Below are 12,194 nucleotides of genomic sequence, written 5' to 3'. Positions count from 1 at the left end.
TTACGATTTGAAGTCGTTCACCATCAAGACGAAACAGGCACCGCAGATGTGACATGGCTTGCAGAGAAATTTACCTGTCTGCTTCCAGCAACCTTTCGGCGATCTTTCCGGCCAGTCTTTCAGCGACCTGTTCCTTGCTCATTTCCGGCCATTCCTCGATACCGGACCGGCTGAGGATACGGACATGATTGCGGTCGCCACCCATCACGCTGCTGCCATCCGGTGCGTGCGAAACATCATTGGCAACGATCCAGTCCGCGCCCTTTTTCTCAAGCTTGGCTCTCGCATTTCCGGCCACATCCTGCGTTTCGGCGGCAAAGCCGACCACAAGGCCGGGACGCCTGTCGCTATGGCCGACACCGGCCAGAATGTCGGGGTTTTCGACCATGGCGAGCGTCGGCGCGCTTTCCCCGGGCTTCTTCTTGATCTTCTGCCCGGCTTCATTGGCCGTGCGCCAGTCGGCAACCGCCGCCACCATAACCGCCGCATCGGCGGGAAGATGCCGCTCCACCGCAGCCTGCATTTCACGCGCCGTCTCGACATGAACGACATCAACGCCTTCGGGATCGGGAATGGTTACAGGGCCGGACACCAGATGCACCGTCGCGCCAAGCCGCGCGAGTGCTGCCGCGATTGCATGGCCCTGCTTGCCCGACGAGCGATTGGCGATATAGCGGACCGGATCGATAGGCTCGTGCGTCGGCCCTGACGTCATGACGATGGTTTTGCCCGCAAGTGGTTTCGCCTGCGGTGAGAGCAGGTTTTCAATGGCCGCGACGATTGCCAGCGGCTCGCTCATGCGGCCCGTTCCAGCCTCGCCGCTTTCCGCCATTTCGCCCCTCTCGGGTCCGACGAAGCGAACGCCATCCTTTTCAAGCGTCAGGCGGTTGCGTCTTGTCGCGGGATTGTCCCACATGGCCGGGTTCATGGCAGGCGCGATCAGAACCGGCACCTTACGGGCCAGCAGCACGGCACTTGCCAGATCGTCGGCAAGACCGTTGGCCATCTTCGCCATCAGATCGGCGGTCGCCGGCGCGACGACGATCAGGTCCGCATCGCGCGCAAGCCGGATATGCCCAACATCCTGCTCGTCCTCCCTCGAGAACAGATCTGTAAAGACATGGTCGGCGGACACCGCGCCGATGGTCAGCGGCGTCACGAATTGCTGCGCGGCAGCAGTCATCAACGGGCGCACATGCGCGCCACGCTCACGCAGACGGCGGATGAGATCAGGCGTCTTGTAGGCTGCAATGCCACCGCCGATAATGAGAAGAATGCGCCTTCCGGCCAGAGAAGCCCCTGCCCCGGGCGACCCCGCCACGACCGGCGCGGCTTCATTCAGCCCGGCCAGCAAGATGCGCGCCTCTTCTTCCATGGAGCGCCCATTTTGTGCCGCCCGAATACGGAGACGTTCCTTGGCGGTGTCATCAAGATTACGGATGGTAATGCTGGCCATGTGATTGCACCTGCCTGTTACAAGTGCAATCATTGAAATCACTTTAAAAGCTGGCTGTCACCTTAAAAGTTAGATTGTCACTTTAAAAGTGATTCATAGCCAAATATAAAGCTTGATAGCGATTGCAGCGAGCGAAATCGCAATCACGACCTGCGCGATGCGGCCCCAGCGCGAATGGCGCGCCTCTGCCCGACCGATAGCTTCCGCGGTCGCCTCGTCAAAGCGCAATCCATTCACCGCCATGTCGTCCAGCGCAACGGAAACACGTTCCACGCGCGCCACAAGTTCCGGCGTCTTGCGCGTGAAATGCAGCAGCGAATAAGCGCTGTCCTTCGCATCGAGAAGCATACCCTGCGGCCCGAGGTTCCTGGCGATCCAGTCGCCGACCACCGGCTCCGCCGCCTTCCACATGTTGAAATGCGGATCGAGCGTGCGTGAAACACCTTCCACAACCACCATGGTCTTCTGCAGCATCAGAAGCTCGGGGCGGGTTTCCATATCGAAAAGCTCGGTCACTTCAAACAGCAAGGTCAGAAGCTTGGCCATGGAAATGGTTTCGGCGGGCTGGCCATGGATCGGCTCGCCAATGGCGCGGATCGCCTGTGCAAAGCTTGCCACGTCATGCGTATGCGGGACGTAGCCGGCTTCGAAATGCACTTCCGCCACGCGCATGTAATCGCGTGTGATGAAGCCGTAGAGAATCTCGGCAAGGAACCGCCGCTGCTGCTTGTTGAGCCGCCCGGTAATGCCGAAATCGACCGCAACGATCAGGCCCTGATGGTCCACGAACAGGTTACCCGGATGCATGTCGGCATGGAAAAAACCATCACGCAGCGTATGGCGCAGGAAGGACTGGATCAGCGTCTCAGCAAGCTTCCGGAGATCGAAACCGGCGGCTTCAAGCGCTGAAATGTCCGACATCTTGATGCCGTCGATCCATTCGAGCGTGAGCACATCGCGGCCCGTGCGCTCCCAATCGACCTTGGGAACACGGAACCCCGCATCGTCCTTGATGTTCTCGGCAATCTCGGAAAGCGCTGCCGCTTCAAGACGCAAATCCATCTCGATGCGGGTGGTCTGCTGGAGTGTCTCCACAACCTGAACCGGACGCAGGCGGCGGGTGAAAGGAACATGGCGCTCCTGCATGCGCGCGACCATGTAGAAACCTTCGAGATCGCGGGCAAAACGCTGGCGCACACCCGGACGAATGACCTTGACGGCAACCTTCTGGCGCGCTCCGTCCTTCATGATTTCGGCCGGATGCACCTGCGCCATGGAAGCGGCGGCTATCGGCGCATCGAATTGCATGTAAAGATCATCGATCTTGCGGCCCAGCGAACCTTCGATTGCCGCAACGGCATCAACCTGCGGGAAGAAGTCGAGCCTGTCCTGCAAAAGTTCGAGGTCGGCAGCAACATCGCGCCCCACGATATCTGGCCGCGTCGCCAGAAACTGGCCGAGCTTTACATAGGATGGGCCGAGCTTGTTCATGGCGCGCGACATGCGCTCGGAACGCTGCATGTGGCGCGCGCGCGGACGCGCCAGAATGCCCGCAATCTTGTGCCCGAACGCCGGAAGACCGGAAAGCCCCTCAACAGGCAATGCACTGATGACGCCTTCGCGCGTCAATATCCATCCGGCCCGCATCAACCGGAAAGCGGCGGAAAAACTGCTCATGCCCCGATGCCCCGTTCCTGACCCCGTTTCATCACAGGCACGATCAAAGCTTCCAGCCGGAATGGAGCGCGGCAATGCCGCCGGTGAAATTGCGATAGCTGACGCGCTCGAAACCAGCCTTCTCGATCATCACCGCAAAATCCTGCTGCTTGGGGAATTTGCGGATCGACTCGACCAGATAGCTGTAGGAATCCGCGTCGCCCGTAATCATCTTGCCGATGCGCGGAATAGCGTGGAACGACCATTGGTCATAAATCTTGTCGAGAACCGGCAGTTCAACCTCGGAGAATTCGAGGCACAGGAACCGGCCGCCCGGCTTCAACACGCGATAGGCTTCGGACAGCGCCTTGTCGATATGCGGCACATTGCGAATGCCGAAAGCAATCGTATAGGCGTCGAAGCTGTTGTCCTGGAAAGGCAGTTCTTCGGCATTGGCCTCGACGAATTCGAGATTGTCGGCAAGGCCCTTCTTGATCGCGCGTTCACGCCCGACACCCAGCATCGAGCCGTTGATATCGAGAATGGTGACATGGGCCTGACGACCGGAAGCCTCGACGATGCGGAAGGCGATATCGCCGGTGCCGCCAGCAACGTCGAGCGAGGTCCAGCCCGGGCGCTTCGACGGCGCCAGCCATGCGATCATCGCATCTTTCCAGACGCGGTGCATGCCCGCCGACATGAGATCGTTCATCACGTCGTACTTGCTGGCGACCTTATGGAAAACGTCGTTGACCAGGCCCTGCTTCTCGCTTTCGTCAACCGCCTTGAAACCGAATGAATGCTCCATGCCGCCTTGTGCGCCCACGCGGTCCGCATTGCCGTTCTGCTGGCTCATAGCTCATCCTGCTTCTGATTATTAAGACGAAAACGATTTCCGTAATGCATATAAAGCTTGTGCCGGACGATACAAGCAGAGACCGCCCTCCACTACCCCTTTTGTGAAGGGACCTTGCGAACCGTCTTGCGTTAGCGTTTAAAAATGGCCAAAGAGACATAAAACTGTGCGTGCGCGCTCGCCACGCGTTTTCTCCGGCGCAAACTGCCGCTAAAGTCAAAAAGATAACAAGAAAAGTGGAAAGATCATGGGCGTTACAGTCGTCAGCCATCCGCTTGTCCAGCACAAGCTTACCATCATGCGCAAGAAGGAAACGTCCACGGCCAGCTTCCGGCGGCTGCTGAAGGAAATCTCGTTGTTGCTCTGCTATGAAGTGACGCGCGATCTCGAACTGACCACCATGCCCATCGAAACGCCATTGATGCCGATGGACGCACCGGTGCTCGAAGGCAAGAAGCTCGTCTTCGCGTCGATCCTGCGCGCTGGCAACGGCCTTCTGGAAGGCATGCTCGATCTGGTGCCTGCTGCCCGCGTCGCCCATATCGGGCTTTATCGCGATCACGACACGCTGCAGCCGGTCGAATATTACTTCAAGGCCCCCGAAGACATCGTAAACCGCCTCATCATCGTGGTGGACCCGATGCTGGCCACCGGACATTCGGCAATTGCAGCCATCGACAAGCTGAAGGAACGCGGCGCGACCAATATCCGCTTCCTCTGCCTGCTGGCGGCGCCGGAAGGCATCAAGCGTTTCACCGAAGCCCATCCCGATGTCGACGTGTTTACCGCGTCCATCGATGAGCGCCTCGATGAAAAGGGCTATATCGTTCCCGGTCTCGGCGACGCCGGCGACCGCATGTACGGCACCAAGTAAGCATTAACCCGCGCCTGCTATCGTGCTCCAAACGGGGACAGCATGGCGCGGGCGTTTACGATCCTTCTGGTATTCGCGGGACTGGCAATCGCCTTCCCGCTCCTGTTTGAAAAATTCAGCCCGCAACTGAAAGCCGGTTCAAGCACAGCCGCGACAGCCTCATCCGCTTCTTCGTCGTCCTCCACTGCCTATAGCGGCCGCCGCGCGCAGATCACGCCGGACAGCCGCGGCCATTTCATCGCGGACGTCAGGATCGCCGGTCAAACCCTTCGCGCCATGGTGGATACCGGGGCAAGCGTCGTTGCAATCAACGCAAACGCCGCGCGGCGCATCGGCCTGTCGCTCAAACCCGATGATTTCAGATATCGCGTCTCGACCGCCAATGGCCAGACCCTTGCAGCACATGCCGTCCTGCCGAGTATCGAAATCGGACGTATCCGTGTGGAGAATGTGGACGCGATGGTCCTGCGGGACGACGCGCTCTCGGATACGCTGCTTGGCATGAGTTTTCTGAAGCGTCTGCGTCACTATGAAGTATCGAATGGCGCACTCATGCTGACGCAATGATGTGATAGCGTACTTCCGATACAGGTCAAAAGCGGTTACATCCACTGACCAGAAAGCCTCAAGACCGATGGAAGCCAGCCATGACAGCGGACCAACGCCTGACCGAGCTCGAAATTCGCGTAGCCGAACAGGAAAAGACAATCGATGAATTGTCATCCGTTCTGGCCGAACAATGGAAAACCATCGACCAGCTTTCCAAGAAGCTCGGCGCACTGACCGATCGCTTTCTGGAACTGGAAGAGCAGACCGCGCCGGACGTGCCGGTCACCAAACCACCGCACTGGTAGAACATTATGCTTCAGATTGTCCCGCTTGCCGACCGTCCCGATCTCGTAACCGTCTGCGCCGCATGGAACCATGCGGAATGGGGTGAATTTACCGGGTCCACCCCCGAACAGACCGCACAAGCCTTTTACGACATCTCCCGTGAAGACGATGGGCAGGCAGCGCGGGTCGCGCTGTGGAACGGGGAACCTGCCGGGCTTGCCCTCCTCATCCATAGCGATCTGGAAACGCATCCGCATCTGAAGCCGTGGGTGGCAAGCGTGTTCGTTGCGCCCGGCCATCGCGGCAAAGGCATCGCCAAGGGTCTTGTCGGCGCCATTGAGGACGCCGCCCGGCAACATGGCTATGGAGAGGCCTATCTCTACACCAACAAGCCGGATCTCTACCGGCAGATCGGCTGGAGCGATTTCGAGCTGCTCGATGGCGACTATGCGGGAATGCTGATCATGCAAAAGAAAATCGCGCGGTAAGAACCGCGCGATCTTTTATTACCGGCCCGCTTATTGTGCCAGCGGGATCGGGCAACTCACGCCAGTGCCGCGCAAGCCGCAATAACCGTTCGGGTTCTTCGCCAGATATTGCTGGTGATAGTCCTCGGCATAATAAAACTCCGGCGCATCCTCGATTTCGGTAGTGATCGGGCCGAGTCCGCGAGCGGCGAGCGCCTGCGTGTAGTTTTCACGGCTCTTTTCCGCCACCTCACGATCCGCCTTGTCGAAAGTGTAGATGACCGAACGGTAGGTCGTGCCGATATCGTTGCCCTGTCGCATGCCCTGCGTGGGGTCGTGCTCTTCCCAGAAGAGGGTCAAAAGCTCGTCAAGGCTCACAACCTTCGGATCGTAGACGACCAGCACGACCTCCGCATGGCCGGTGAGTCCTGTGCAGGTTTCCTCATAGGTCGGGTTGGGCGTAACGCCGCCCGCATAACCGACCGCCGTCACATATACGCCCGGCACCTGCCAAAACAGGCGTTCGGCACCCCAGAAGCAGCCCATCCCGAAAAGAACCTGCTTGTAGTCTTCCGGCCACGGTCCTTTCAGCGGGCGCCCGTTCACGAAATGGGTGGCGGCAGTCGGGATCGGCGCCGCGCGCCCGGGCAAAGCCTCGTCCGTCGAGGGCATCTGCATCTTCTTGCGATAGCTGTCCAAGAAACTCATGGTCTCCATCTCCTGATTATCGGGCGGTGAAACGTCCCAAAGGGCGCTCTCGACGATGACCGATTGCATAGAATAAAAGGGCGAGAATGCCGAAAAGAAGCCAGCCCGGCTGCTCGAGCAAAGGAACGCAGACGGCATTCCAGGCTCCTGCCCCTATATAGTGCGCCACGAAGGTTTCTGCATCGGCCAATGTTTCGGGCGCGTTGCGTGACCACATGGATAAAAGCGGCTTGGCGATAAACTGCGACGCGCCAACGGAGCGCGCGCCATCAAGGACCGCGAAGATCACCGCGAAAGCGAGAAAAACAACCGCAAAACTACGCAATACAAATCGGATCACGATTCTTCGCCCCGGATTCCTACCCTGCTCACGGCCCCGGTTTTGAGCCCGGCCTGCCGAAGATTTGTCTTTTTGACGTTGCTAAAGCATAGCACACAGAACCTGCCACACTCAAAGCCAAGCTCGAACACAATTCCTCGACCACAATAAAATCAATGATTTCAGATATTTATCCCGGCGGCATCGCTCTTTGCACAGGTTCGGCGATTTAGACGCAAAAACTTGCAAATAGCTGTTGAACATATGCATTTTCTGGCTATATTCGCGCCGCACCCGCTAGTCGGCGATTAACCAGCGCCTGTTTCGAAAAGCGGTGTCACGTTTGCAGTCAGTTTTCACCGTGAGACACGGTTTCCCGACAGCAAGGCAGACGGAGAGGTGGCCGAGTGGTTGAAGGCGCACGCCTGGAACGCGTGTATACGGGAAACCGTATCGAGGGTTCGAATCCCTCTCTCTCCGCCATTATCATCCACCCGGCGACGGGCCGCGCCTATCTTGATGCAGCGTACGTACAATTTTGATGATGATATCGTCTCTGCAGTGGCGTTTTCCCTAAAGGTAAAAAAATCTGACTTGGATATGAAGCCCGCAGACGCAGGCTTCATAGCGTTCCCTGATCAAGACTGATCGAGAAATTCCGTCAGGAAACGTCGAAACGATCGGCTGCATTCGACCGGGGCCATGTGAGTTTGGCCTTCGAGAACTTCCAGTTTAGCGTCGACGATACCATTTCGGGCGGCTTCCATCATGCCGTCGCCAAAAAACTGATCCAGTTCCCCTCCGATAATCAGTGTCCTTGCTGTGATCGCGGTCAGATCGACTGGCTCAGCCTGCATTATCAATTGAAGATACCGCACAATAACGTCACCGGAGTTCATTTTCTCTGGAAGTTTGTTGCGGTCCACCCATAGCTTTATCTTCAGTAACAAATTCAGCAGGGGATTGCGGAATATTGCCGCAAAGTCATTGATCAGCTCGTAATACTGCTCCTGTTGGGCGAACTGGATTTGTCGGTTTATCCTGATTTCGCCATTCTCGCTGAACTTGTGAGCGCTCGCCACCAGAATCAGCTTGTTAACCCACCCTTCACGCGCTGCCGCAAGCCTTGTCGCCAGCAGTCCGCCATAGGATATCCCCATGAGCGAAAACGCCGGGACCTTCATTTCTCTGATGGCGCGCTCATAGTCTGACACGATTGTCTCAATTGTTGCTTTCGTATCGAGCTGCTGATCGTAGCCGATCAGGATAAAGCCCTGTGTTGGCGGCAGCATACGTGCGACACGTTTTGCGTCATGCATCATCCTGTCGAAGCTGTGTTTGCGGACAAAACCTTGCCCGCCATTGATCACGATCAGGGGATCAGATTGATCACCCATGCGAATATAGGGAATTCTTCCGAGCAAAAAGCCGGTCTCAAATTTGGTCATGACAATCCTCAGCAGCAATAGCTGCTTTCGTCAGCATATTGGCTGTTGGGTTATTTATCAGCGATCTGGCGGGCAATAGCTTGCGCCAGAGGCGGCATCGGCAGCTCCATGCGGATGTAAACACGGCCGTCCCGTGTTCTCGATACCAAACCGGCATCGCAGATCTCGCGGCGCAGCAAAGCGTGATCTCCGAAACTGTGCCACGCTTTCATAAGCGCGTTCACCTCGGCTTCCGTCAGTTTCGTCCGGGCCGGCAAGCGAGACCAAAGCACCCATAGAACCGATATCTGATCCGAACGTTTGCTTGGAAAGCGCGTAAGAACACCATCCTTATCAAAGCAGCGGGCCACACGCTCCACGCTCGCTCGGTCGATAACATGGTGTTTTTCTTCCTTTACAGGCTCTTTCGCACCGCTTCGCAGGTGCTGGAAGTTTTTGTATCCTGCACCTTTCGCAAGAATATTCAAAACTTCAAGGTGAGAAGGCTGTTTTTCGCGATCGGCATAGGCACTACGAATATTGCGCGCTAAAGCCGAAATGTCATTGACATGTAATGGTATTAATTCCCTGGGCATGGTCCCTGATCCTTGAGGCGTGCCTGTCAAATTGAGATCGGTGATCGCCATTCCGACGCGGCACGAACAAGGTGGTCGATGCGTCAAGGAACTAAAGAAGCAGGTTTAGCTTGCCCAGAGGGCGGCGATGCCTAGGTGAACTGCGGACCGGTGGCCCGTTTATCAAAAGGACAAATTGCCTGCAAGAGCAATTTGATCTTGGTTCTCCGGACTATCTAACCGAGTTACGGGACCGAGCAAGCCTCTCCCGGCTGCCGGCGCGGTTGTGCGTGACATGATGGTAAAACGCCGTTCGAAACCAATGGTTTTACGGTTTGCTCTGGAGCCCCAAAAAGGTGAGGCCTGTTCTACGACAAGTGCGCAATGCGAAGGCGGTGCATGCAGTCCGGGCTGAATTTCTTTACTGAACGACAAATCGTTTCATATGGAATGACCGTGCTGGGTCGAGCATCATTCGGTCGACAACACGCAAGCCAAGCGGAAATCGATAATACGGCCCACGGATTGGCCGGGACCAGAGGTGACAAGCAATTGCGCTTATGGCGGACCGTGGTTCGTGCATGTCACGGCAACTCACATCCGTTATCGTGAGAGCTCGTTCGGAATGTCTACCTGATTGTCGTGGGGAGAGGATGGTGCAGAATCATGAGCTATTTGAAGTAACCGCCTCTGACCGGAGCGGCGCCACTTCAAAAGCCCTTTTGCACAAAATCGGCGGCCCAATCGCGCTCGTCGCGCCGATTGGGCCTCGTTTTATGTAACTTACTCGGCGGGCTTACGGGTATCGCTGGTGCTGATCACCCGACCTCCGAGGATCGTTGCCAAAACCGGCACATCACGGATGGCTTTCGGAGCGACCGTCGCAGGGTCATCGCCCAGCACCACGAAGTCCGCGAACTTGCCAGCTTCGATGCTGCCGACTTTCTCATCGATCCCAAGAGTATAGGCGGCATCGATCGTTACCATGCGCAACGCCTTGTCCACCGATATGCGCTCAGCCGGAGCCAGAACCTTCTTGGAGATCGCACCAATACGATTCACAGCGATCCACACTTCTTCCAGTGGACGCGGCGGCGCAACGGGCGTGTCGGTGTGAAGCGACACGACGACACCTGCGTCCGTCAGCGTCTTCAGCCGGGCAGCGGTATTGGCCCGATCGGTGCCGAACTCAGGTCCGTTCAGGTCCGCGCGTTCGTAGACATAGTAAGGGTTGATGCTCACCACACCGCCAAGGGCACTCACCCGCCGCGCCTGCTCGGGGGTGGAAATACCATAATGTTCAAAGGTGAAGCGGTGATCGAAGCGCGGCTTATCCTTTTGCAGCGCATCCAGCGCATTGATGGTCGCCTCGTTTCCGGCATTGCCATTGGTATGCACGTGGATGTGGAAGTTCTGCTCCCACCACGGCTTCATGTCGGCCACGAAGTCGGACAACTTGTCAAACATGAAGAGGCCGCTGTAGCGGTCGGAGTGGATATAGCCCGGATTCTGTATCTGCATGCTGAAGCTCAGCAGCCCATCATCGGAGAAGAATTTCACCCCTTCGAACATTAGCCTGTCATTGCTCGAGTCGCGCAGCTTGTTTGCTTCGGCGATCGCATTGTCGCCATAGGTGCTCGCGAAAGTATGCCCGTCGACCACAACGACAAGGCGCTGATTGGCCTTCGAACTATCGAAGGAAGACTTCAGCACCTGGTGCTCAAGTGGAATATTGATCAGCCCGAACGCCAGGTCGGACATCGTGGTCACACCCGCCTGCTGGGACAGGTCAGACAGATATTTGACGTTCTTCAGCGCGATATCCGGCGCCAGCAATGCGTTGATGGTTGGAGCGAGCACATATTGAGCAGCGCGCTCACCCAGGAACTTTCCATTGAGTTCCCCGTCGGAGCCAACCCCAATGCCCAACACCTTCTTGGCATCCTCGGTGGTGAGGCCCCGCTTCTTGATCGCGGCACTGTTGGTGAAGACGAAATGCTCGGAAGCATCCCAGACAAAAATCGGCTTCACGGTAGAAATCTTGTCGAGCTCGGTTTTGTCGAGATGGCCGCCCATCGCCACGACGTCGAAGCCAAAGGCCAGCACATCGGCGTTCGGGTCCTTCGACGCCTCTACATATTCCGCCAGCTTGGCAAGCGCTTCCTGCCGCGTCTTCACACCGGGAAACGCTGGCCCATAAGGGTTGAGCATCGGATAGTAGCTCAACGGCGGGCGGGTCAACGAGGTTGCGCCAACGATAGGATGGGAATGGGCCTCGACAAACCCCGGATAAATGACGCGATTCTGGAACTGCTTGTCGATCTTGTGCGGATACTTGTCGAGCCAGGGCTTCAGGTCGTCCAGGGTCCCTACCGAGAGAATCTTTCCGTCCTTCACCGCGACGGCCGTTGCCTCGGGCCAGCCCGGATCCATCGTCACAATTTTTCGCGCCGTGTAGACGGTGACCAATCCATCATCCGTTGAGGCAGTCGCAGATTTGGCAGAGCCATCAGCAGATGTTTGAGCGAGTGCTAATAAAGGAAAACTTAAAGTAAAGACAACGGACAATACGCCGACAGCAGACTTTATCTTCATCACGACCCCTCGAACAACCTCTAATAGAACCTTAAACGAAGAAGGAGTCAGCCATTAATAAAGTAAATCTGCTCCAACCAATGCCAAGCTATGAGCAGTCATTACAATTGTCAATCAGGTGTTCTTTGTTTTATATTATAGAATTACATTATATTCGAGGTTTATCTCGGGCTTGGATGGTGCATTTTTCTCGCGCGCGGAGGGAGCACGCGCTGCAAAATCAATCCTGCTGTCGTGATCGACGCAGCGAAACACTGCTGCATCCGAAACCGGCAATTAAAAAGCAACGGTGTTAGGTGTCAAGCACCGTTGCGTTTGCGTCCCGGATTCTCGCGTTGAGGATAATGATCATTTTTCGCATGACGGCGACGAGTGCGACTTTGCTCGGCTTTCCCTTTTGCTTGAGGCGCTGGAAGAACGCCTTCAT

Annotated in this window: 12 protein-coding genes, 1 tRNA gene and 1 pseudogene; 5 read left to right on the top strand and 9 right to left on the bottom strand. The window is 56.8% G+C overall.

All coding sequences use genetic code 11. The annotated features are described in order from the left end of the window. Window positions 1-70: 70 nt before the first annotated feature. The 3 genes from coaBC to ubiE form a co-directional block, all read right to left on the bottom strand. Window positions 71-1,456 (bottom strand): bifunctional phosphopantothenoylcysteine decarboxylase/phosphopantothenate--cysteine ligase CoaBC, encoded by a 1,386-nt coding sequence (gene coaBC / locus ACOWVS_RS19730; protein ID WP_245670593.1) that lies wholly within the window; start codon window positions 1,454-1,456, stop codon window positions 71-73. 93 nt (window positions 1,457-1,549) lie between these two features. Further along, window positions 1,550-3,133: a 2-polyprenylphenol 6-hydroxylase gene (ubiB, locus tag ACOWVS_RS19725; RefSeq protein WP_063881552.1), complete on the bottom strand. Its 1,584-nt coding sequence runs from the start codon at window positions 3,131-3,133 to the stop codon at window positions 1,550-1,552. Window positions 3,134-3,176: 43 nt separating this feature from the next. Then, window positions 3,177-3,968: a bifunctional demethylmenaquinone methyltransferase/2-methoxy-6-polyprenyl-1,4-benzoquinol methylase UbiE gene (ubiE, locus tag ACOWVS_RS19720; protein ID WP_063881553.1), complete on the bottom strand. Its 792-nt coding sequence runs from the start codon at window positions 3,966-3,968 to the stop codon at window positions 3,177-3,179. A gap of 247 nt (window positions 3,969-4,215) precedes the next feature. Between ubiE and upp the strand changes: the two genes are divergently transcribed. The 4 genes from upp (at window position 4,216) to ACOWVS_RS19700 (ending at window position 6,164) form a co-directional block, all read left to right on the top strand. Then, entirely contained in the window at window positions 4,216-4,842 is a 627-nt protein-coding gene (gene upp, locus ACOWVS_RS19715) for a uracil phosphoribosyltransferase (RefSeq protein WP_006467614.1), read from the top strand. Window positions 4,843-4,884: 42 nt separating this feature from the next. Continuing rightward, the gene (locus ACOWVS_RS19710; protein ID WP_063881554.1) at window positions 4,885-5,409 is read left to right on the top strand and encodes a retropepsin-like aspartic protease family protein; all 525 of its coding nucleotides are present in this window, start codon (window positions 4,885-4,887) and stop codon (window positions 5,407-5,409) included. 80 nt (window positions 5,410-5,489) lie between these two features. Next, window positions 5,490-5,696 carry a SlyX family protein gene (locus ACOWVS_RS19705; protein WP_063881555.1) on the top strand — a complete coding sequence of 69 codons (207 nt, stop codon included), beginning with the start codon at window positions 5,490-5,492 and terminating at the stop codon, window positions 5,694-5,696. 6 nt (window positions 5,697-5,702) lie between these two features. Next, the gene (locus ACOWVS_RS19700) at window positions 5,703-6,164 is read left to right on the top strand and encodes a GNAT family N-acetyltransferase (protein ID WP_063881556.1); all 462 of its coding nucleotides are present in this window, start codon (window positions 5,703-5,705) and stop codon (window positions 6,162-6,164) included. Between the two features lie 30 nt (window positions 6,165-6,194). Here ACOWVS_RS19700 and msrA read toward each other — a convergent pair whose 3' ends face one another. Continuing rightward, window positions 6,195-6,851 carry a peptide-methionine (S)-S-oxide reductase MsrA gene (msrA, locus tag ACOWVS_RS19695; RefSeq protein WP_075042327.1) on the bottom strand — a complete coding sequence of 219 codons (657 nt, stop codon included), beginning with the start codon at window positions 6,849-6,851 and terminating at the stop codon, window positions 6,195-6,197. 16 nt (window positions 6,852-6,867) lie between these two features. Further along, window positions 6,868-7,191, bottom strand: coding sequence for a hypothetical protein (locus ACOWVS_RS19690; RefSeq protein ID WP_025090776.1), 324 nt, complete (start codon window positions 7,189-7,191; stop codon window positions 6,868-6,870). A gap of 372 nt (window positions 7,192-7,563) precedes the next feature. Here ACOWVS_RS19690 and ACOWVS_RS19685 point away from each other — a divergent pair. Further along, window positions 7,564-7,653, top strand: a tRNA-Ser gene (locus ACOWVS_RS19685). A 155-nt stretch (window positions 7,654-7,808) separates the two neighbouring features. Here the strand turns inward: ACOWVS_RS19685 and ACOWVS_RS19680 are convergent. The 4 genes and pseudogenes from ACOWVS_RS19680 to ACOWVS_RS19665 form a co-directional block, all read right to left on the bottom strand. Beyond that, window positions 7,809-8,618 carry an alpha/beta fold hydrolase gene (locus tag ACOWVS_RS19680; RefSeq protein ID WP_075042328.1) on the bottom strand — a complete coding sequence of 270 codons (810 nt, stop codon included), beginning with the start codon at window positions 8,616-8,618 and terminating at the stop codon, window positions 7,809-7,811. A 50-nt stretch (window positions 8,619-8,668) separates the two neighbouring features. Continuing rightward, complete coding sequence (locus ACOWVS_RS19675; protein ID WP_247644461.1) at window positions 8,669-9,244, bottom strand: DUF2087 domain-containing protein; 576 nt, start codon at window positions 9,242-9,244, stop codon at window positions 8,669-8,671. Window positions 9,245-9,955: 711 nt separating this feature from the next. After that, window positions 9,956-11,767 (bottom strand): amidohydrolase, encoded by a 1,812-nt coding sequence (locus ACOWVS_RS19670; RefSeq protein ID WP_112702356.1) that lies wholly within the window; start codon window positions 11,765-11,767, stop codon window positions 9,956-9,958. A gap of 292 nt (window positions 11,768-12,059) precedes the next feature. Then, window positions 12,060-12,194 (bottom strand): annotated as a pseudogene (locus ACOWVS_RS19665) (IS110 family transposase); the annotation flags it as partial.

The organism is Brucella sp. IR068, assembly GCF_049065885.1.
Taxonomy (GTDB): Bacteria; Pseudomonadota; Alphaproteobacteria; order Rhizobiales; family Rhizobiaceae; genus Brucella; species Brucella intermedia.
This window is presented reverse-complemented; position numbering and strand designations above follow the sequence as displayed.

Coding starts and splice junctions, on each gene's coding strand:
- ACOWVS_RS19710 (WP_063881554.1), top strand. CDS start 4,885: ATGGCGCGGGCGTTTACGATCCTTCTGGTATTCGCGGGACTGGCAATC.
- ubiE (WP_063881553.1), bottom strand. CDS start 3,968: ATGAGCCAGCAGAACGGCAATGCGGACCGCGTGGGCGCACAAGGCGGC.
- ubiB (WP_063881552.1), bottom strand. CDS start 3,133: ATGAGCAGTTTTTCCGCCGCTTTCCGGTTGATGCGGGCCGGATGGATA.
- ACOWVS_RS19670 (WP_112702356.1), bottom strand. CDS start 11,767: ATGAAGATAAAGTCTGCTGTCGGCGTATTGTCCGTTGTCTTTACTTTA.
- ACOWVS_RS19700 (WP_063881556.1), top strand. CDS start 5,703: ATGCTTCAGATTGTCCCGCTTGCCGACCGTCCCGATCTCGTAACCGTC.
- coaBC (WP_245670593.1), bottom strand. CDS start 1,456: ATGGCCAGCATTACCATCCGTAATCTTGATGACACCGCCAAGGAACGT.
- ACOWVS_RS19705 (WP_063881555.1), top strand. CDS start 5,490: ATGACAGCGGACCAACGCCTGACCGAGCTCGAAATTCGCGTAGCCGAA.
- ACOWVS_RS19675 (WP_247644461.1), bottom strand. CDS start 9,244: ATGGCGATCACCGATCTCAATTTGACAGGCACGCCTCAAGGATCAGGG.
- ACOWVS_RS19680 (WP_075042328.1), bottom strand. CDS start 8,618: ATGACCAAATTTGAGACCGGCTTTTTGCTCGGAAGAATTCCCTATATT.
- msrA (WP_075042327.1), bottom strand. CDS start 6,851: ATGAGTTTCTTGGACAGCTATCGCAAGAAGATGCAGATGCCCTCGACG.
- upp (WP_006467614.1), top strand. CDS start 4,216: ATGGGCGTTACAGTCGTCAGCCATCCGCTTGTCCAGCACAAGCTTACC.